General features: G+C 27.0%; 20 protein-coding genes and 1 riboswitch. Of the genes, 2 read left to right on the forward strand and 18 right to left on the reverse strand.

The features are described 5' to 3' along the window. Nucleotides 1-92: 92 nt before the first annotated feature. The 3 genes from ACYUEX_RS11335 to ACYUEX_RS11345 form a co-directional block, all read right to left on the reverse strand. Nucleotides 93-227, reverse strand: coding sequence for a hypothetical protein (locus ACYUEX_RS11335; RefSeq protein WP_460288251.1), 135 nt, complete (start codon nucleotides 225-227; stop codon nucleotides 93-95). A gap of 54 nt (nucleotides 228-281) precedes the next feature. After that, complete coding sequence (locus ACYUEX_RS11340; RefSeq protein ID WP_460288252.1) at nucleotides 282-512, reverse strand: hypothetical protein; 231 nt, start codon at nucleotides 510-512, stop codon at nucleotides 282-284. Nucleotides 513-592: 80 nt separating this feature from the next. Beyond that, nucleotides 593-1,174 (reverse strand): hypothetical protein, encoded by a 582-nt coding sequence (locus ACYUEX_RS11345; RefSeq protein ID WP_460288253.1) that lies wholly within the window; start codon nucleotides 1,172-1,174, stop codon nucleotides 593-595. Nucleotides 1,175-1,506: 332 nt separating this feature from the next. Between ACYUEX_RS11345 and ACYUEX_RS11350 the strand changes: the two genes are divergently transcribed. Continuing rightward, nucleotides 1,507-1,986 carry a hypothetical protein gene (locus ACYUEX_RS11350; RefSeq protein ID WP_460288254.1) on the forward strand — a complete coding sequence of 160 codons (480 nt, stop codon included), beginning with the start codon at nucleotides 1,507-1,509 and terminating at the stop codon, nucleotides 1,984-1,986. 152 nt (nucleotides 1,987-2,138) lie between these two features. Here ACYUEX_RS11350 and ACYUEX_RS11355 read toward each other — a convergent pair whose 3' ends face one another. The 9 genes from ACYUEX_RS11355 to ACYUEX_RS11395 form a co-directional block, all read right to left on the reverse strand. Next, on the reverse strand, nucleotides 2,139-4,136 hold the full coding sequence (locus tag ACYUEX_RS11355; RefSeq protein ID WP_460288255.1) for a fructose-1,6-bisphosphatase: 1,998 nt from the start codon (nucleotides 4,134-4,136) through the stop codon (nucleotides 2,139-2,141). Nucleotides 4,137-4,271: 135 nt separating this feature from the next. Beyond that, nucleotides 4,272-4,832 (reverse strand): hypothetical protein, encoded by a 561-nt coding sequence (locus ACYUEX_RS11360; RefSeq protein ID WP_460288256.1) that lies wholly within the window; start codon nucleotides 4,830-4,832, stop codon nucleotides 4,272-4,274. Between the two features lie 211 nt (nucleotides 4,833-5,043). Beyond that, entirely contained in the window at nucleotides 5,044-5,619 is a 576-nt protein-coding gene (locus ACYUEX_RS11365) for a hypothetical protein (RefSeq protein ID WP_460288257.1), read from the reverse strand. 151 nt (nucleotides 5,620-5,770) lie between these two features. Further along, entirely contained in the window at nucleotides 5,771-6,607 is an 837-nt protein-coding gene (locus ACYUEX_RS11370; protein WP_460288258.1) for a PhzF family phenazine biosynthesis protein, read from the reverse strand. A gap of 201 nt (nucleotides 6,608-6,808) precedes the next feature. Next, entirely contained in the window at nucleotides 6,809-8,110 is a 1,302-nt protein-coding gene (locus tag ACYUEX_RS11375; protein WP_460288259.1) for a DUF2812 domain-containing protein, read from the reverse strand. Then, on the reverse strand, nucleotides 8,100-8,426 hold the full coding sequence (locus tag ACYUEX_RS11380) for a PadR family transcriptional regulator (RefSeq protein WP_460288260.1): 327 nt from the start codon (nucleotides 8,424-8,426) through the stop codon (nucleotides 8,100-8,102). Before ACYUEX_RS11380 ends, ACYUEX_RS11375 begins: the two co-directional genes overlap by 11 nt. A gap of 219 nt (nucleotides 8,427-8,645) precedes the next feature. Continuing rightward, nucleotides 8,646-8,930, reverse strand: a complete 285-nt coding sequence (locus tag ACYUEX_RS11385) for a hypothetical protein (protein ID WP_460288261.1) — start codon at nucleotides 8,928-8,930, stop codon at nucleotides 8,646-8,648. A gap of 52 nt (nucleotides 8,931-8,982) precedes the next feature. Continuing rightward, nucleotides 8,983-9,540 carry a hypothetical protein gene (locus ACYUEX_RS11390; RefSeq protein ID WP_460288263.1) on the reverse strand — a complete coding sequence of 186 codons (558 nt, stop codon included), beginning with the start codon at nucleotides 9,538-9,540 and terminating at the stop codon, nucleotides 8,983-8,985. Nucleotide 9,541: 1 nt separating this feature from the next. Next, on the reverse strand, nucleotides 9,542-10,429 hold the full coding sequence (locus tag ACYUEX_RS11395) for a hypothetical protein (protein WP_460288264.1): 888 nt from the start codon (nucleotides 10,427-10,429) through the stop codon (nucleotides 9,542-9,544). 224 nt (nucleotides 10,430-10,653) lie between these two features. On the opposite strand from ACYUEX_RS11395, the gene ACYUEX_RS11400 reads away from it, so the two are divergent. Continuing rightward, nucleotides 10,654-10,899: a hypothetical protein gene (locus tag ACYUEX_RS11400; protein ID WP_460288265.1), complete on the forward strand. Its 246-nt coding sequence runs from the start codon at nucleotides 10,654-10,656 to the stop codon at nucleotides 10,897-10,899. Between the two features lie 75 nt (nucleotides 10,900-10,974). On the opposite strand, the gene ACYUEX_RS11405 is transcribed toward ACYUEX_RS11400, so the two are convergent. The 6 genes from ACYUEX_RS11405 to ACYUEX_RS11430 all read right to left on the reverse strand — a co-directional run bounded on the left by ACYUEX_RS11405 (nucleotide 10,975) and on the right by ACYUEX_RS11430 (nucleotide 19,756). Beyond that, nucleotides 10,975-12,324: a uracil-xanthine permease family protein gene (locus tag ACYUEX_RS11405; protein ID WP_460288266.1), complete on the reverse strand. Its 1,350-nt coding sequence runs from the start codon at nucleotides 12,322-12,324 to the stop codon at nucleotides 10,975-10,977. Nucleotides 12,325-12,436: 112 nt separating this feature from the next. After that, nucleotides 12,437-12,538, reverse strand: a riboswitch (purine riboswitch). 146 nt (nucleotides 12,539-12,684) lie between these two features. Further along, the gene (locus tag ACYUEX_RS11410; RefSeq protein ID WP_460288433.1) at nucleotides 12,685-13,431 is read right to left on the reverse strand and encodes a YoaK family protein; all 747 of its coding nucleotides are present in this window, start codon (nucleotides 13,429-13,431) and stop codon (nucleotides 12,685-12,687) included. A 91-nt stretch (nucleotides 13,432-13,522) separates the two neighbouring features. Next, nucleotides 13,523-14,893, reverse strand: coding sequence for an MATE family efflux transporter (locus tag ACYUEX_RS11415; RefSeq protein ID WP_460288268.1), 1,371 nt, complete (start codon nucleotides 14,891-14,893; stop codon nucleotides 13,523-13,525). Nucleotides 14,894-15,119: 226 nt separating this feature from the next. Further along, nucleotides 15,120-16,832 (reverse strand): methyl-accepting chemotaxis protein, encoded by a 1,713-nt coding sequence (locus ACYUEX_RS11420; protein ID WP_460288269.1) that lies wholly within the window; start codon nucleotides 16,830-16,832, stop codon nucleotides 15,120-15,122. Between the two features lie 286 nt (nucleotides 16,833-17,118). Next, nucleotides 17,119-18,543 carry a 6-phospho-beta-glucosidase gene (locus tag ACYUEX_RS11425; protein ID WP_460288270.1) on the reverse strand — a complete coding sequence of 475 codons (1,425 nt, stop codon included), beginning with the start codon at nucleotides 18,541-18,543 and terminating at the stop codon, nucleotides 17,119-17,121. Nucleotides 18,544-19,027: 484 nt separating this feature from the next. Next, nucleotides 19,028-19,756, reverse strand: a complete 729-nt coding sequence (locus tag ACYUEX_RS11430; RefSeq protein WP_460288271.1) for an ATP-binding cassette domain-containing protein — start codon at nucleotides 19,754-19,756, stop codon at nucleotides 19,028-19,030. Between the last annotated feature and the right edge of the window lie 5 nt (nucleotides 19,757-19,761).

The raw sequence follows: 19,761 nt of genomic DNA on the forward strand, positions 1-19,761 counted from the left end.
ATGCTATTCATTTATAATATGTCCTTTTGCTTATATAATATTTAAATCATATTATCAATTCTATTTATTAAATAATTTATTAAAGTATTTTATCATTTTATTTTTTTCATATCTTTATATATATCATTTAATAATAAAGGCATTTCTTTACTATCTCCTGTTATAATCATCCAAATAGCCACCAAGGGCAACATTAATATTAAGAATAGTTTATTAAATAAACTCATAATCACTGCCTCCTATTTTTATGTTATAAAAAATAATATTTTAAAATTGTTTGTTTATTTTTCATTCTTAATAAGTAGGCTTATACCAGATAAAACACATATAAATGTAATAAACCCAAGCATTAACCAATTCATATTCAACCAAAACTCCCCACCTAATATTATATCTGGAGATGTGTTAAATTCATCTGAGTAAATTGCAATATTCCAAAATAATTTAGTTGATATTATTAAAGAAATAATGCTCAATACAAATATACTTATGTTTAAAAATTTTCCTTTCATATTTATTAACTCCTCTCATAAAAATATTAACTATGGAAAAATCTAATAAAAATATTTAGAAATAAGTATTTGAATAATAATTAATTGTAAGTATTAACTCCCATTTTATATTTCCTAAAGCTTAAAACAACTTTACTAATAATGAAAGATGTCATATAAGGAAATGAAATTGCAAAAGTCAAAAAGTGAGCTAATTGATACGGAGGTCTACTCCATATATCATATTTACTTCCCATTGATATTAATGGCTTTAAAAAAAATTCTAGTATTTCATTCGGTAGAGCTTCTATAAGTCCCATCAGCATCATAAATATTAGCGAAATAATAGCAATTACTATGTTCATAGACAATTCAACTTTTTTGTGTTCACCATTAAGAGCTATAAAAATCCATGTACTTATGAATACGAAACATGCAAATAGTATTACAAGTATATAACCAAAAAAATCTAAAAAACTTGTAGTTATTATAAAATATATTAGAAAAAAACTAGATAATGGTACTATTCCTAACAAAAAAACATAACCTGCGACACTAATTTCTCTTTGCTTTACTACATTTTTAGCATTGAACCAAGCAACATAAATTATAATTCCAGTTAACAATATTAAAATAAAATTTGATAAACCTAAAATCCCCATATTTCCCACTCTACCTTTCATTAATTCTGCTTATAATACATTAATTTATATATATAATTTTACCTATATTGGTAATTATTTTCAACTTTATCTGTATTTTATATTGATTTACTTTTTCTCTCTTTATAGAAACTTAAATCTAATATAAATTACAATAACAAGTTCAACTATTTCTTTTATTATCACCTATTAGACGCATATGATTGCCTTTGATTTACTTATATTATGTTAAACTTAATATATAGAAAAGACTATTTTGTAAATTAACTAAATTCTTAAAAGCATAACAGAGTTATTTTCTTTATTAAGAAGCATTAATATTCTTAAGCCAAGAAAGGAGGAAAGGATGACATATGAAAATAAAAAATAAAACTTACATTGTAATAGGTGTAATCATTAGTGTACTAATCTTATCGTCTTATATCTATGAAAAGATAACAGAACCATTTTCTTCAAAAAGACCTACTGTAAATATTAAGTATCAAGGAAATAAACTTTATACAAAATCAGGAGATGAAAATTGGTTTAATCCTAAATTCGGTGGTAATTCTATAATGAGGGGTAGTCCTTATGAAATAGGAAAAGAAATGGATACTTTTTATGCAAACCCTGGAGATACTATTGAAGTTTCATTTTCTTTAAAACCTAAGGAAGTATATATTGTAAATTTGGAAGACAAGCCTAGAAAAGATTGTGATGAAAAGAAGTTAGGCTCATCAAATAAGTACTCAATTGAGCTGCCAAGTGAGAAGGGTGAGTATATTATTGAAATATATGGTCGTTGGGATAGCACTCATACCTCTTCTAATATATTTAAAGTAACTATTCAATAATATATAATTAAAATAATAATTAAAGAAATTAAAGTATTGTTATAAAAAGAACAGTGTATAAACTTTGTATAATAAGCATAGCTATCTATCATATTAGTGATAGATAGCTATGTTTCCTTTTTATTTAAAAACAAACTTATCTGATTTGAAAATTATTTTATCAAGCCTTTTCTATATGCCGTAAGTAACATCTTTAAGTCTCTTATTTGCCTTTTTAGCTCTAACCCAATATCAGTATCTTTAACTCTTCTTCTTTCTAAATTTTTTTCTACCACAGTAATTGTAGAAAGAATATCTTTTTCATTTACTATAGCATCTTCTATTGAGTCAAAGGGTTCGTGAGCGACTAACTGAAATCCATATGAATTATATATAAGAGTGTATCCAGCTATTCCTGTATGACTTCTGTATGCTTTAGCAAATCCACCATCTATTACTATAAGTTTACCATTTGCTTTTATAGGACTTTCTCCGCTTTTATTTTTAACAGGTACATGTCCATTAATTATTCTTCCCTCATTGGAGTTAATTCCAAACTCTTCAAGAATTGTATTACATACTGCTTCATCATCTCTCCATTTATAATATGGATTCTTATATTCCTTATGTGTAGTTTTATCATCTATAAAATATCTTTCAAATGTAGTCATTTGTTCTTTACCAAAAAGTGATGAATTAGAGCCCGTCCATAGATACCACATTATATCCATTCCATATTCTCTTTCCTTAGTATCTCTTTTACTAAAGTACCCTTCTCTTGCTAAGGATTCAAGCTTTTCTAAAAGAATTTTTCCACTATATTCTTTTCCTTGTATAGTCATACTTTTAAAGGTTTTATCCTTATTTAAAGGTATACATCCATGTAATAAAAGACTATCATTATATTTTAAATAAACGCTTCCTTTTTCAAAAAGAAAAGAGATATGCCTTTGTAATTTCTCACTATTAATAAAAGAAGACTCTAGTTTTTCAATTAAAATCTCTTCATCCCTTGTAAGCTTAAATGGATTTCCTTTATCTATAGTAGGAAAATTTTTATCATTAAGTTCATATATATTATTATTTAATTTAATAATTCCCTTATCATAATCTATATTATTTAATAATAACCTATGTTTCATTTTAAATTCTGGATTTCTTTCTATTACTTCATTTTCAAGTTTAAATTGAATAATAGTTATAGCTTTATGCATTTTAGCTATTAAATCTATCTCAAAATTATTATAGCTACTTTTATCATTTAATTTAGGAATAAAATTTTTACATGGATCATCTTTGTAATACTTAAGTGCAAAGGTTGCTAATGGCAATATGTTAATTCCGTAAATGTCTTCTATTATATCTAAATTTGAATATCTAGCTGAAATCCTTAAAACATTAGCTGTACATACTCTTGAACCTGATGCCGCTCCCATCCAAAGTATGTCATGATTTCCCCATTGTATATCAACTGAATGATAATTTATAAGTGTATCTAAAATTATATCTGGCCTTGGCCCTCTATCATATATATCTCCTAATATATGAAGTCTATCAATAACTAATCTTTGTATAAGCTTAGCTAGTGCAATTATAAATTCATTTGCCCTATCAATATCAATAATTGTAGTAATTATCTTATCATAATACTTTTGTTTGTCTATTCCATTTACTTGTTCATGTAATAACTCTTCTATGACATAAGTAAAATCTTTTGGCAGTGCCTTTCTCACTTTTGACCTTGTATACTTAGATGACGCATATCTGCATAATTCAATAAGCCTATATAAGGTTATTTTGTACCAGTCACCAATATTTTTTTCTTCTTTTAAAACTATTTCTAATTTTTGTTCTGGATAATAAACTAAAGTTGCAAGGCTTTTCTTTTCACTGTCCATTAATGTATTTCCAAATATATCTTCTATTTTTCTTTTAACTGTCCCAGATCCATTTTTCAAAACATGAATGAAAGGCTCATATTCTCCATGTATATCACTTAAAAAGTGCTCTGTTCCTTTTGGTAAATTTAAAATTGCTTCTAAATTAATGATTTCTGTAGCCGATTCTGCAATGCTTTGATATTGTTTTGATAATAATCTTAAATAAGTTTGCCTTGATATATCTTCTATTAGTATATTTTCATCATCAACTTCCTCATTATATCTATCCATTCAAAATCCTCCTATACATTTAACTTTATTATATAATAATTTCAGTAACTATTGTAAATTTTATAAAAATATAGTTAGATTAAAATGAGCTGTTGAAAATTAAACAGCTCATTTTAATTATTAATCACTTTGTATTTATTTATTACGATATCGACATGGATCATAATTAAATACTGCTTCAAAATTATAATAGTTACATCCATCAAATGCTAATAGAGGTAATATATCAATTTTACCTGGCTTCAAACATTTTTTAGGAACGAATAATATTCCTGCATTTAAAATATAATAGTTTCCAAGAATACCTCTCACTTTGCTACACCTTTTATTATAGTTAGGGCCTATATACTTGACACTAACAGCTCCACAACTCTTTGATGATGATGCTAAAAAATATTGAACTTTTCCTGGATATACGTATATCACTTTATTTTTGGATTCAATATGCATTTCTAATTTACAATTAGCTTGAAGTAATGTTTTATTCTCACATGACCATTTTTCTTCATCTTCTTCCATAGATGCCTTTGCTTCATCATTTATATCTTCAACCAACTCTAAACTTTCGTCCCCATTTTCAGTCTCAATAGCTATATTAAAGTCATTTTCAGTCTCAATAGCTATATTAAAGTCATCTTCACTATATTCAGTCTCAATAGCTATATTAAAGTCATCTTCACTATATAATGTTTCCATTAATTATATCCTCCCATTACTATAGAATCATTTTATAATAAAATTTCAAATCCTATACTAAGCCCACAATATAATATGCTATTTTATTTAAATCTAGCATATTAATTAACTTTAAATATAGTTTTTATTCATTAAATAAAAACTACTGCATTATGCAAAACAGACATCTTAAATGCCAATTTAAGATGTCTGAATACTTACGGCCTATAATTTATTTATTACAACATTTACATGGGTCAAAAGTAAATACTACATCAAACTTAAATTTATTACATCCATCAAATGCTTCAAAAGGTAATACATCAATTTCACCAGGTTGTAAATCTTTCTTAGGAATAAATAGAATTCCTGCATTTAGTATGAAATAAGTTCCAAGGCTTCCGCAAACCTTTTTAAATTTTGGATTAAATCCATGTCCAATAAATTTAACCTTAATTTGTCCACAACATTTTGATGAAGTTGCTAAAAAATATTGAGCTGTTCTTGGACATACATATATTATTTTATTTTTAGGCTTAACGTGGATCTCTGATTTACAATTAGCTTCAAGTCGAGTGTGTTTAGAATCTGGACATCTATCTTCTTTATCTTCCATTTCTTCTTCACATTTAATTTTGTGTGCTTCTTTTTTTGTAGGTCTAGTTTTCTTTACATATTCCCACATTTCTTTTTCATCTTCACTCATTCCTATTTGTTTTTCTGAATCTTCTTCCAATTCTAAATGCTCTTTTACATATTCCATTTCGCTAACTGTATCTAGTTCAGTTTCATCATATAGTATTCTCATTAATTATATCCTCCCATTATTAAAGAATTACCCTTATAATATAATTCTTAATATTTTATTAGATATAATATCCTATGTTTATCTACTTAATCTGACACATTAATAGTTCTAATTTTTAATGATTTCACTAAAAATTCTTATAAATATTTATTTATATATATAATTCTCCCTTAAACACTACAACTGCCTCACCACTTAACTCTACTCTGTTATTTTCTAATACTTTTATTAAAATTTCTCCACCTCTATTTGAACATTGATAAGATAACATTTCACTTTTATTTAATATGCTACTCCAATAACTTGCTAATAGAGTATGTACTGATCCTGTAACTGGGTCCTCATTTATTCCTGCCCAAGGATTAAAGTATCTTGATATAAAATCGTATTTTTTTCTACCTTTACAAGTAACCCCTATTCCTTTTACATTAGTATTAAAACTTAACACTTTTAGTTTTTCGAAGTTTGGTTGTAAATTAATTATTTCCTCTTCGCTTTCTAGTTCTATAACAAGTTTTCTTGTTTTTTCACCTATTATAGCTTTAAAATATTTTTTTATTCCCATAGCTTTTAAAATATCTTCTGTTAATTCAAAATTTAAAGGCTTGTCTATTGGAAAGTCTAAACCTATCTTCTCATTTTCCCTTTTAGCAATAAGAGTTCCACTTTTGGTTTGATACTTTATTTCTTGCCCACTTATGTTGAATTCATCAAATAGTACCTTTGAAGTTGCTATAGTTGCATGTCCACATAAATCTACTTCTACTTCAGGAGTAAACCATCTTAAGGAAAAGAAACTACAACTATTTACATCAGAACACTCTAATGGTTTAACAAATGCTGTTTCTGACAAATTCATTTCCTGTGCAATACTCCTCATCAAATCATCATTTATATCTTCTTCTAAAATACAAACTGCTGCTGGATTTCCTTTAAAAGCTTTATTTGTAAATGCATCAACTTGATATATCTTAATTTCCTTATTCATATTACTCCTCCAGATAATTTTACTTTTAATAATTAAATCTACTTTACATTATATATTCTTTGAATGAATTAATATTTAAAATAATAATTTAAATATATCACTAAACTCTGCTACTTTTGAAGAAAAATTTTACAACTAAATATAAATAGAAGTGGATTCAATAATATGAACCCACTAAACTTGAAGCTTTCAATTAAAAACTCATAATTTAAATAACTTTTTATAAACAATATCTATTAATTCTTCTTCACTTATCTCCTCTATAGTTGATATTTCTACCATTCTATTAGGCGAAACTATAAAATATTGATGACCATGCTCGTTCATATAAACTTTAATATCCTTAGGTAAATTAGTTTCTTTTTCTATATATTTCACATTAATTTTATTTGCAAAATTAATTCTTTTATTAAAGTTATATCTAACTGCCCATTGGTATTTGCTTTCAAATAAGCTATAGCTTAAATGAATCTCCTCCCCTGAATTACTATAATATAAATAAGATGCTAAAAGGCTCTTTTCCTCACCTAAAAATACTTCTTCATCTTTATCTTTATCATTGAAATCTCTAAGACTTAATATATAATTATCCTCATTTAATTTTTCATTACTTCTATAAGTTCTTGCTAATACGCTTGAAAAAATAATATTTGATATTGTAATAAAAAATACCAATGTTATTATTGTATATGCTCCAATAATTATCCACTTATTATTTTTGTAATTTTTATTTTTTATAAAATTTATTATATAGTTAGATAAAATTCCTAATAATAACATAACAATTATTAACTTTATTACCCATAAATCTGATGTTATAGTAAAACCTATTATCATCGCTATAATTATTGCTAATTCAACTTTGTAAATTATTCTTTTTACTAAGACACCGACTTCAAAATCATAAGATACCTTTTTATTTCTTTTTAAACTATTTCTTCCTTTAATATCAAATATAATAAATCTAATTAATCCTATAAATTCATGTATAGTAAAAAGCATTACAATTAATAGGCTTCCTAGAACTAACGTGCTTGCTAAAAAATGTGCATCTGAATCTCCAATAGTTATAATATATTGAATATATAGAAGACTTATTAAAGTTATTAGGTTTAAACAAACATATTTCAATGAAGCTTTACGGATAGTATTAAACTTCTCACCTTCATCAGTATGAATATCTATTCTACTTTCTTCACTTTCACTACAGTAAATTTGTATCTTTTCTCTTTCGCAGACAAATTCCCATCCAGCTTCCTTACAGTATTCTCTGTAGCCTAAAGCTTTATCACTATCTTTTCCATCAAAAAAAGATATACTATCCATTATATCAACTGAATACTTTACTACCTTAAATTCACTTTTCTTAAACTTCAGTAACATTCCAGTTATACTTTCTAACCTCCATCCCTTTAATGCCATACTTTCTAAATATTTTTCCAAAGATTTATATTCATACGGTAAAAAGTTATATATTACCCATTTGCTATCCCTAAACATCATAACTATCTCCCCCTAAAAGCAATTTACCATCTTCAACCAAAGTAATTAAACGACTATATTCTTCCTTTAATGTATTTATGCCTTTATCTGTAATAATATAGCTTCTCTTTCTCCCAATTACTTCAGTTTCCCGAATCATACCCTCCTTTTCAAATTTTCCGAGTAAAGCATATAAAGTTCCTGGCCCTACTCTAACACGACCATTAGATATTTCATCTACACTAGTCATAATATCCACACCACATCTCTCTTGTAGCAAAGACATTAAAATATAATACATTGGTTCAGTTAAATTCTGAAACTGTTCTCTTGCCATCTGAAATCACCCCTAACATCGATACTCGATATTGTTAACAAAATACAATATAACTATTGGATAATCTTACTTTTATTGTAATATCGAGTATCAATATTGTCAATATATTTAATAGGTTTTATTTTTATTAAACCCAAATATATAATACCTTCAATACTTTGCTTCACAGTCTCTAAAATCAAAAAAGTTCTTCAATTAAACTGAAGAACTTTTTTAATATTATTTATTATCTAAGGGTAAAGAGCTTAAACTCACCTTGTTTTTATCATCTTTTGAGTTTTTATATTTGTCCTTTTCTTTTACAACATCATTTAATTCTATATAAGAGTTAGTTATTTTTGATGAATACTCATCAAATATTACATCTTCATTAGAAAAATCATCATTTATTTTTAATTTATCTAAATCTCTGTTCATACCTAATGCTGTATTTCTATTGAAATTATTATCTGATAAATTTTCAGATTTTTTAAGTTGTAACTCATCTAATATATTTTTAATCATTAATAACACCTCCATATTTCTATAACAGTATTATTTGTAAGTTTATATTAATTTATTTAACTATTTGCAAATCATCTTTATATAGCCTTTTAAAAGATAACATTATCCATATTATTATTAGTAATGCATATATTACAATTACTACTCCTACCAATTCTGACATAAATATAAAGTTAATATTACTTACAATTACTACAACTGGATATAAATAAATATACTTTATCGCCTTATCTTCATATTCTATTCCTAGATAACTATTATATTTTTCAGATAAAATTTGTGAAGTTCCTTCTAAAAGCTTTAACATACTTAAAAATTCTAAAATACTGCCTATATTAAACAATATTGTATTTAAAATTATATTATTAGATGAGGTTTCTATACTCATAAATGGTAATATAAAAGTTATAAAAGCAATAAATGCTTTTATATTGTTTAATTTCAATGATATATTAAGTGAGATATTATCATGTTCAATTAATATTTCCTTTATTCCTGAGCATATAATTAATATTCCAATAAAATTTGGTAAAAGCTTAATTGATCCTAAATTGAAGTGAAAAGTTGTAAAAAACATACCCCAAAATATCTTTTTATATCCATTTATCATTTTATATTTCCCCCTTACTTCTTAGATATTTGTATATATCATAAAAGTTAAAGTTAGGATTATAATTTATATTGTGTATTCTTTTTTTATATTCTTTTTCACTTCTATCTTTAAAATAAATAACTGGTTTTATATCATAACTATAAAGCTTTCTTTCTAGATCATCTGTACAATAAAATTGTGAAGTAAAATATAAATGCTCATTTTTATTATAAATTGTATTCATAGAATCCATACTTCCTAGCTTGTCTATATTAAAATCAAACAAATCTTTGGTATCCTCAAATAATGATGAATAAACATGGGATACTCTTATATAATCAGTAACCCAAAACATACTTCTATTATTACCATCACTTGATCCCTCTACTCCTGAATTTTGTAATGGGGTTTCCTCATTATTATATTTATAAAGTATTATTTTTCCTAAATCTACATCCATAGTAAGACCATCATTAAAAGTTATAGTTGCTTCACTTAACATGATATTATTAGATAAATCATATCCATAGTTTTGTGAGTTTAAGTTCAGAAAAACTGTATGAACACCATATCTTCCATGATTTTCAATGTTATCATTACTATAATTATAAAACCTCATCAATCCTCCTGAGTTATTTTCACTTGCATAAAAATTCAATTTGGGTTCCTCTTTAAAGGTTATAGATGATACTTTTCTTTTATCTTCTCTATTTGATATGTATTTTAGTTCAATATCATAACCTAAAGTAGAGAGAGAATCACCATTTTCTATAATTTCAACTTCTTTATAATTTTTCAAAAATACAGGCTTGTCTAACTTCAACTTACCTAAAATTAAAAGTGCCATCAAAAAAGATATAACTATTAATGTAGTAGAAATCTTTAAATCTTTATCAATATTTTTCATTTTATCCCCCTAAATACCTAGCCTAAATAATAGTCTCAAATTAATTATACACTAAATTTACAAATTATCCTTTAATTGTACTATAATATTAAAAAAACTAAATACTCTTTTAAATATACTATAATATCATAGACTTTTTACCTTTTTATGGTATATGATTAAAGTATAGTTAATGAACAATCGTATTATATTTGAGAAGATTATTCTATTAGGAGGCGGTTTAATTGAGAAAAATTAGTAGGATATTAATGTTAATTATCGTTATCATATTGGCAGTTTTAGGTTTATTTAATATTATAAATTCTAAAATTGCAATACCAATTATATTGATAATATTAGGTATATTGAATGTATCAAATGGATATTCCTCATATATTAATGATAAAAAAGGAGAATCTATTTTATTAATTTCAAGTGGATTATTCATAGTATTTGTTTCTATATATACAACATTTTTTAGGAATCTATAAATATAGTTTTCTTAAATTACGAAATAAAACCCCAACAAATCAAATTGTTGGAGTTTTTACTGTTATGCTTATATATTATGCTGCATCTACATCATTTTCCTTCATCGCTTCTAATTCTTCTTTATCTTCTCTTAAAACTACATTTAGAACTAATGCTGTTATTGTTCCTGTTGATATACCTGATGCAAAAATCATTTTTAATGCCTCTGGTAATTGTGAAATAAATTCTGGTCTAAATGTTACTCCAAGTCCTAAGCCAATTGATGTAGCTATTATTAAAAGATTACGTTCATTTATTTTAACTTTACTTAATGTTTTAATTCCTGCTGCTGCAACTGTTCCAAACATAACTATTCCAACACCACCTAAAACAGGTTGAGGAATGCCGTTTACTATTGCTGCAAGCTTAGGTAGGAATCCTAAAATAACTAGTATAATACCTGCCATTACAGCTACATAACGACTAGCTACTTTAGTTAATGGTATTAGCCCAACGTTTTGACTAAAGGTTGTATTTGGTAATGTACCTACAACTCCACCTATCATACTTCCAATCCCATCAGATAATACGCCTGCTCCAATGCGTTTTTCATTCATATCTACTTCTGAAACTTCCCCAATTGCCTTTAAACATCCTACGGTTTCTATTGCTGTTACAAAATATGCTGGAATAAATGCAATAAGTGCTTTTAAATCAAAAGTTACACCATATTCAAATATCTTAGGTATTGAAATCCAGCTTGCTTCCTTAACTGCTGTAAAGTCTACTAATCCTAAAGGAATACATACAATATATCCAACTAACATTCCTATAAGTATAGATGCACTACTAAGCATACCTTTCCCATAACGGTTTAATAATAATGTTCCAATAAGTACAAGCATTGAAATTGATATATTTTTTATGCTACCATAATCTGATGCTCCAACTCCTCCTGCAGCCCAATCAATTGATACTGGTAATAATGTTAATCCGATTAAACATACCACTGTACCAGTGACTAATGGTGGAAATAATTTCATTAATGGTCTTATAAAATAGCTAAGAATTACCTCAAAGATAGCTCCTAGAATTGTAGCTCCTATTATTCCTGGAAGTCCTAATACTGATCCAACTGTAATAGACGGTGAAACAAATGTAAAATCTGTTCCCATTATACAAGCTACTTTAGATCCTACTGGTCCTACTCCTCTAGCTTGTATTATAGTTGCAAGACCTGCTGCAAGTATTGATGCGCTTATTAAAGCTGTTCCTGTTTTAGCATCAAAGCCTAAAGCACTAGATATAACTAGTGGAACAACTATTATCCCACCAAAAGCAGCAAATATATGTTGAATTCCAAATAATATCTTTTCTAATATTGATGGATTATCATCAACTCCATATACTAAGTTAATTTCATCTGTTGTTTTTACTTTATCCATAACCTTATCCTCCATTTTTAAGTAATAAAAAACACCTCGCAATCGAGGTGTTGTCCTTAAAAACAGAAGTAAGCCTATAAATTTATATAAAAATTTATTTATACTAATATCCTTTTTAAATACACTACCTCGTAGTCTGCCTATTTACGGTTAGCAGGTAGAAACTTTCGGTCCATATTACCGACGATATACGAGTTTATTCATAATTTATATTGGTATTATACACAAACATTAATATTATTTCAACTTTTAATTGTTTGTAGTAGCATATATAGTTTTTAAAAATATATAGTTTAGAAATTCAATTAAAATAATAACGTAGATAAAATTTCAATGAAAAAAGGTATTATTTCTCATAAATTAGTGCGAAATAATACCTTTTTCCATAAATCTATATTCATCTATACTAAATAAAATATTTGATACTATTAATATTAAAGAACAAATCCATATTGACTTTACTCCTAGCCTTGTAGTTAAAATCCCACCTAAGGATGCACCAAATAAAAATGAAAATATTACTATTATATATCTAAAAGACCTTGAAGATGCACTTTTATCTTTTTTAATTATAGCTAGATAAGCTGATTGAGAAGCAACTCTTAAATTTCCTGTACACATAGTTGTGCTATAAGGAGAATCTACTAGCCTTCTAAATGATGATATTTGTACTGATGAAACAAATGCTATTGTAGTTGTTACAAATATATGTGGTATAGTAGTTGGTATAAATCCAACTATAAAAAGTACAACTGCTTCAATAATTAAAATAAACTTTTCGGCCTTTGTAGATTCCTCATAATTATTTATAGATCTTTCTCTTATTATTTCAGTCACTAAAACTCCAGCTACAAATGCTAAAATTGGCAGTGCTGCCATGAATACATCTTTATAGTTTCTCTTAGTAATTGCAAGTGCAACTAGTACTATATTCCCAGTCTCAGCATTTGCAAATACTCCACCTCTACATATAAATGTGTACGCATCTAAAAATCCACCTACTGCTGCAAGAAGTATTCCTAATCTTAATGATTCAGATGTTTTTTTATGAATTGGTATTCTTCTTCTTATTTTATATATGATATTTTTAGTAATAACTTCTTTTATATGCAATTAAAAGCCCCCTTTAGTACTATTACTATTTGCTACAATAAAATTATAACTCTTATGATTTTTAAATGAACAATATTTTTAATTACTATGCTCCAACTATATTTTTAACCCATTTCTTTTGTTTATATCTTCTAAAACCTAAAATAAATTTATAAATTTCTTCTAATGTTATCATTGCATAAACATAATATATAGGTAGTCCTAAAATTATTCCCCCTAAAAAAGCAAGTGGTATTCCAACACACCATACTCCTGTAATGTCTAAAAGAAGTGATGCCTTTGTATCTCCGCCACTTCTAAGTACGCCTACAATGTTAACTAAATTAAACATTCTAAATGGCAAGTAGCATATAAATACATTTAAACACTTAGTTATATTAGAAGCTACATTATCTGGAACAGAGAATAATCTAATTAAAGGAGTTCTTATCATAAAACATACAATCCCCATAAATAAAGTTAATATCATTTGCAATACAAAAAAGTTTTTAGCATGTTTTTCTGCTTCTTTTAGTTTATTAGCTCCAAGTTCATTACCTAAAATAACTGCAGTAGCAGTGCTTAAGCCTTGGAATATAACAATACATATTTGTTCAACATTTTGAGTTATTGTTATTGAAGCAACTGCTTCATCTCCCATTCTTCCATAAACTAATGAATACATAGTAACTCCAAGACCCCACATAAACTCATTAGCTATAACAGGTGATACAGTAACAAAATACTTCTTGATAAATTCCTTATCAAAATTAACAAGTTCCTTTAATTTGGCAGCTGCTGGTCCTTTGCTTATATACACAATTGATAATATTGATATACATTCAACTAATCTAGCAATAACTGTAGCAATGGCTGCACCTTCTACTCCAAGCTTTGGTGCTCCAAAATTACCAAATATAAGTGCATAATTTAATATAACATTAACACCAATAGAAATTATACTTATAAAAACAGGCGCCTTAACTTTATTAGTTGCTCTTAAAAGCGATATATAACAATTTGTAATTGCAGTTAAAGGATAACTTAAAGCTACTATAGCTAAATAAGCTGCTCCAACCTTTATTGTGCTTTCACTTGGAGTAAAAATCCTCATAACAGCTTTAGGTATAAATAATCCTGCTAACATAAAAATAATTGCTCCTAAAAGCCCTATGATAAGAGATATCCCTAAAACTCTTCTAATATTTTTTATATCCTTTTTTCCCCAATACTGAGCAGTCAATATTGAAGATCCGCTAACAATACCAAATAACAATAAAGTAAAAACAAAAAACACTTTGTTTGCAAGACCAACTGCTGCTATAGTACTTTGACCTAAAGTTCCAATCATCATTGTATCTACAAGATTTAAAGTTGTATTAAGAAGAGCTTGCACAGCTATTGGAATTCCAATAGCTATGGTCTTCCTTAAAAACTTTTTATCATTAAATAAATCATTTAAATATGTCATTACCATTTAATCCATCCTCCCGCCAATAATTTATTTTTTCATTATAAAAAGCGTACCCTTAGGTACACTTTTATAAAGATTAAATACATTTATATTCTTAGCATAGATTGTATATTAAAAATTTAAATATACAATCTATGCTTATTAAAATCATAAAAATCTATTTATCAATTCTTCATATTAAATCTATATTATATAATTATATCACACTTTAATTCACATATAATATAATTTAAACCTTGAATTTTAAAATCATTTCATTAAGATCCTGTGCAAGCTCTGCTTGTCCTTGAGCTACATTCGCAACTTGCTCCATTGCCTTAGTTGACTCATTTACACTTCCATATATTCCATCTAAATTTTCTGATGATTTTTGTGACATCTCTGCCATGTTTTGAACTGCTTCACTAACTTGATTTATTGTTGCTGAAATTTCTTCAGTCATTGAAGCTAATTCTTCAGATATATTGCTTACAAAGTTTCCATCATTCTCATATTCTTCTCCAATTTCTACGAAAGTTTCAAATTGTGGACTAATATTTTCATTCATAAATCTTAATAACTTATTACTATTTTCTGATAAGTTATTAAAAGCTTCATGTACCTTGTCTATAGTAGCCTTAACATTTTTTACAGCGACAGAGGATTGTTCTGCTAGTACTCTTACTTCGTCTGCAACCACCGCAAAGCCTTTTCCTTGTTCTCCTGCTCTTGCTGCCTCTATAGCTGCATTAAGTGCAAGTAAATTTGTTTGCCCTGCTATATTTTCAATGGAATCTGCCATAATTTTAATATCATTAACAACTTTTCCTTGTTCTATATTCTTTAGAACATCTTTTTCTATTTCAATGTAAATTTCGTTTGTATTTTCTTTTGCAATTTTACTATCCTTCTTAACTTTAGTGGCTCTATTTTTTATTTCAATTGCATTATTACTTCCATCAACTGATTTACTTGATAATATAGAAACACTTGAATCGACTTCTTGTACTGATGCAGATATCTCCTCTGCAGTAGCACTACTTTCCTGTGCTGCTGAATTAATTTCCTTCGTTAAGTCATTTATAATTTCAAGCTTTGAAGTCATCTCTTCAACTGTTGCTGATAATTCTTCACTTGAAGCACTCATATCTTGAGAGCTATTCATTATTCCTTTTATCATTAAGCTAATATTTTCTTGTGCTTTATTTAAACTTTGTCCTATTTCGCCAAATTCATCATTATTTTCTATTACCATAGGAGTTGATAAATCATAATTAGATAGCCTATTAGATAATTCTTTTATAATATTTAAAGATTTTTTTATTGTTTTTTGAATTGTAATTCCCAATATACTTGATATTATAATTAAGAAGATAAGAATAACTACAATTAATTTAATTGCGCTATAAAAAGTAGAAGTACTATCATTTATAGATTCTAATGCCCACTCGTCGTTTAATTTAAGTAATTTATCTAATTCGCTTCTCATATCATTTCTTGTATTTATGACATCAAATACCTTACCTGCAGCTTCATCATTTTTTTTATTTTTAGCTAATTCTATGTAATCTAATCTAACTTCTCTATACACATTTAACTTTTCCTGAAATTGATTAAAAATTTCCCTTTCAGTATCGTCATCAATAGTAGTTTCATAAATATCAATTTGATCATTAACTTCTTTTGATAATTTGTCATTTTCTTCAGATAATTTTTTTATTTCATTTTCATCTTTAGAACTTATTATTAATTCAGTGTTCTTAAAAATATTTAATTGATCTTTATCTATTTTACTAATTGAATTCATCGCCTTAATGGTATTATAGTATAAATACTGAGCTGATTTATTAATTTCATTCATGTTTCTTATACCTATAATTCCAATAGTTACTGTTGAAAAAATAGTAACTAAAAAATAAATTACTAATCGTGTAGATAATTTTAGGTTTTTATAAAATTTCATTGGTTTTCCTCCTAATTCTTTAAATCATTTGTTTGTATCTATTATTTAATATCGATATTATAATTGTAAAGTTTAAAAACTTCTACTTAATTGTGATAAATATGTAAAATAGATAAACTAACTAATAAATTTTAAAAATAGTAGTAAATTTACTACTATTTTTTTTGAAATTTAATTATTATACTCCTCTACTTTCCAGATCGTAATGGGCTATATCAAAATAAATTTGATATAGCCCATTATTATATCTATTATCTACATTAGTTTTTTAACCTTATTCTAATAACTAAAGCTCTTCTCCATTTGAATCAATAACTTTTTTGTACCAATCAAAGCTCTTTTTCTTACTTCTCTTTAAGCTTCCATTCCCATCATTATCTCTATCTACATAAATAAATCCATAACGTTTCTTCATTTCCCCAGTTCCTGCACTTACTAAGTCAATGCATCCCCAAGTTGTGTATCCAAGTAAGTCAACTCCATCAAGCTCAACTGCATCTTTCATAGCTTTTATATGCTCTCTTAAATAAGCAATTCTATAGTCATCTTCAACATATCCATTTTCGTCTGGTATATCTACTGCACCAAGTCCATTTTCTACAATGAATAATGGTTTTTGATATCTATCATATAATGAATTTAAAGTTATTCTAAGTCCAAGTGGATCAATTTGCCATCCCCATTCACTTTCCTCTAAATTAGGATTTTTAAGTGAAGCAAATATATTTCCTGCTGTTAACTTGTTAACCTCAGGATCTGAGCTTGCACATCTTGAAGAATAGTAAGAAAATGATATGAAATCTACAGTATATTTCTTTAATATTTCTGCATCTTCATCTTCCATCTTAATATTAATACCTTTTCTCTCTAATTCCCTTAAAGCATATGATGGATAAGCTCCTCTTGATTGAACATCTATAAAGAAATAGTTTTCTCTATTTTTATTCATCGCTTCAAAAACATCACCTGGTTTACAAGTATATGCATATGTGTCTCCAGCAGCTAACATACAACCAACCATATTGTTTGGATCAACTTCATGAGCAATCTTTGTAGCTAAAGCACTTGCAACTAATTCATGATGAGCTGCTTGATACTTAACTTCCTCTTTATTTTCCCCTTCTTCAAAGCATATACCAGCCCCCATAAATGGTGCATGAAGTATCATATTAATTTCATTAAATGTTAGCCAATACTTAACAAGTCCTTTATATCTATTGAAAATAACTTTGCAAAGACGTTCATAGAATTCTATCATCTTTCTATTTCTCCATGCACCATACTTTTCAACTAAGTTCATTGGACAGTCAAAATGGGTAATTGTAACTAACGGCTCAATACCATACTTATGACACTCTTTAAATAAATCTTCATAGAACTTAAGACCTTCTTCATTTGGAGTTTCATCATCTCCATTTGGGAAAATCCTGCTCCAAGCAATTGAACATCTATAAGTTTTAAATCCCATTTCTCCAAGTAATCTTATATCTTCTTTATAGTTATGATACATATCTATAGCTTCTTTTGCTGGATAGAAATGCTCATCATCAAAATCAAACATCTTCATCTCTCCAGCTATAATAGGAAATCTATCTTTGCCTATTGGTACTAAGTCAACATTTGCAAGACCTCTTCCCCCCTGATTATATCCGCCTTCACATTGGTTTGCAGCAGTAGCTCCACCCCATAAAAAATCTTCTCTAAATCCCATTTTTCATCTTCCTTTCTTATTTGTAATAACTCGTTATTACATTATTTATAATCTTTTAATTAATAACTGTTAATAATCCACTATTTTGCTTAACTTATTTTTTCTGCTTCTATAAAAATCAAGATACTCTGAACTATTTGTAATTATGGTAGGATTATATGAAAATACTAATGTATTTTTAAAAACTCTTATTAATAAAAAAGACCCATTTACATGCAAAATAGTCCCAACCTAAAAGTTGATTATTTTACATGTAAATAGGTCTAGCTTGTAGTAAACAATCACCATCCAATTTACTATAGCTTTATTATAGGATACTATCTTATTATTGTCAACGCTTTCACCATTAGATTTAAGGGCTGTTAATTTTTAATATTTCTAAATGAATTTTCCTAGATGTCTTTGTATAAATACTTTTATTCTACTCTTTTACTACAAAAGTACTACAGATTATAAGACTCTGTAGTACTTTTGTAGTATTTACCTAAGCTCCAATCAAATCTCTTACAAATTGTGTCTTAGGACTATTTTTTATCTTATCAGGAGTTCCCATTTGAATTATTTCTCCATTATCCATAACTATTACCTCTGTTCCAAGCTTTAAAGCCTCTTTAATATCGTGAGTTACAAACACAATTGTCATATTAAATTCTTTATGAATTTTTAATATTTCTTCTTGAAGAGATTTTCTTGTAATTTCATCTACTGCACCAAAGGGTTCATCCATAAGAAGTATATCTGGGTATGCAGCTAAAGCTCTTGCAATTCCTATCCTTTGCCTTTGTCCCCCTGAAAGTTCCCCAGGGTATCTTTTTAATACTTCATCTTCCATTCCAACTGTTTTTATTAATTTCTTTACTCTTTCCTCTATTTCAATTTTATTAGTTTTAGTTAAATTTAATACATAGCTTATATTTTTAGCTATATTCATATGTGGAAATAAACCAACTCCTTGAATAACATACCCAATGTTTCTTCTTAAATTTATTTGATCTAAATTTGAGATATTTTTCCCATCAATATAAACTTCTCCTTTATTTGGGAAAATCAATCCATTAATTAATTTTAAAACAGTAGTTTTTCCACATCCTGAAGTTCCTATAATAGTTATAAATTCTCCCTTTTGTATTTGTAAATTGAAATTATCTAATATTATATTTTCTCCATAACTTTTAGAAACACCTTTAAACTCAATCATTATATCTTTTACCATAGCTA

The sequence above is a fragment of the Clostridium sp. CTA-7 genome, from assembly GCF_054768095.1.

What these genes read in the sequence shown, in the direction of transcription:
- ACYUEX_RS11335 (WP_460288251.1), bottom strand. Translation starts at nt 227, where the DNA reads ATGAGTTTATTTAATAAACTATTCTTAATATTAATGTTGCCCTTGGTG.
- ACYUEX_RS11340 (WP_460288252.1), bottom strand. Translation starts at nt 512, where the DNA reads ATGAAAGGAAAATTTTTAAACATAAGTATATTTGTATTGAGCATTATT.
- ACYUEX_RS11345 (WP_460288253.1), bottom strand. Translation starts at nt 1,174, where the DNA reads ATGAAAGGTAGAGTGGGAAATATGGGGATTTTAGGTTTATCAAATTTT.
- ACYUEX_RS11350 (WP_460288254.1), top strand. Translation starts at nt 1,507, where the DNA reads ATGAAAATAAAAAATAAAACTTACATTGTAATAGGTGTAATCATTAGT.
- ACYUEX_RS11355 (WP_460288255.1), bottom strand. Translation starts at nt 4,136, where the DNA reads ATGGATAGATATAATGAGGAAGTTGATGATGAAAATATACTAATAGAA.
- ACYUEX_RS11360 (WP_460288256.1), bottom strand. Translation starts at nt 4,832, where the DNA reads ATGGAAACATTATATAGTGAAGATGACTTTAATATAGCTATTGAGACT.
- ACYUEX_RS11365 (WP_460288257.1), bottom strand. Translation starts at nt 5,619, where the DNA reads ATGAGAATACTATATGATGAAACTGAACTAGATACAGTTAGCGAAATG.
- ACYUEX_RS11370 (WP_460288258.1), bottom strand. Translation starts at nt 6,607, where the DNA reads ATGAATAAGGAAATTAAGATATATCAAGTTGATGCATTTACAAATAAA.
- ACYUEX_RS11375 (WP_460288259.1), bottom strand. Translation starts at nt 8,110, where the DNA reads ATGATGTTTAGGGATAGCAAATGGGTAATATATAACTTTTTACCGTAT.
- ACYUEX_RS11380 (WP_460288260.1), bottom strand. Translation starts at nt 8,426, where the DNA reads ATGGCAAGAGAACAGTTTCAGAATTTAACTGAACCAATGTATTATATT.
- ACYUEX_RS11385 (WP_460288261.1), bottom strand. Translation starts at nt 8,930, where the DNA reads ATGATTAAAAATATATTAGATGAGTTACAACTTAAAAAATCTGAAAAT.
- ACYUEX_RS11390 (WP_460288263.1), bottom strand. Translation starts at nt 9,540, where the DNA reads ATGATAAATGGATATAAAAAGATATTTTGGGGTATGTTTTTTACAACT.
- ACYUEX_RS11395 (WP_460288264.1), bottom strand. Translation starts at nt 10,429, where the DNA reads ATGAAAAATATTGATAAAGATTTAAAGATTTCTACTACATTAATAGTT.
- ACYUEX_RS11405 (WP_460288266.1), bottom strand. Translation starts at nt 12,324, where the DNA reads ATGGATAAAGTAAAAACAACAGATGAAATTAACTTAGTATATGGAGTT.
- ACYUEX_RS11415 (WP_460288268.1), bottom strand. Translation starts at nt 14,893, where the DNA reads ATGGTAATGACATATTTAAATGATTTATTTAATGATAAAAAGTTTTTA.
- ACYUEX_RS11420 (WP_460288269.1), bottom strand. Translation starts at nt 16,832, where the DNA reads ATGAAATTTTATAAAAACCTAAAATTATCTACACGATTAGTAATTTAT.
- ACYUEX_RS11425 (WP_460288270.1), bottom strand. Translation starts at nt 18,543, where the DNA reads ATGGGATTTAGAGAAGATTTTTTATGGGGTGGAGCTACTGCTGCAAAC.
- ACYUEX_RS11430 (WP_460288271.1), bottom strand. Translation starts at nt 19,756, where the DNA reads ATGGTAAAAGATATAATGATTGAGTTTAAAGGTGTTTCTAAAAGTTAT.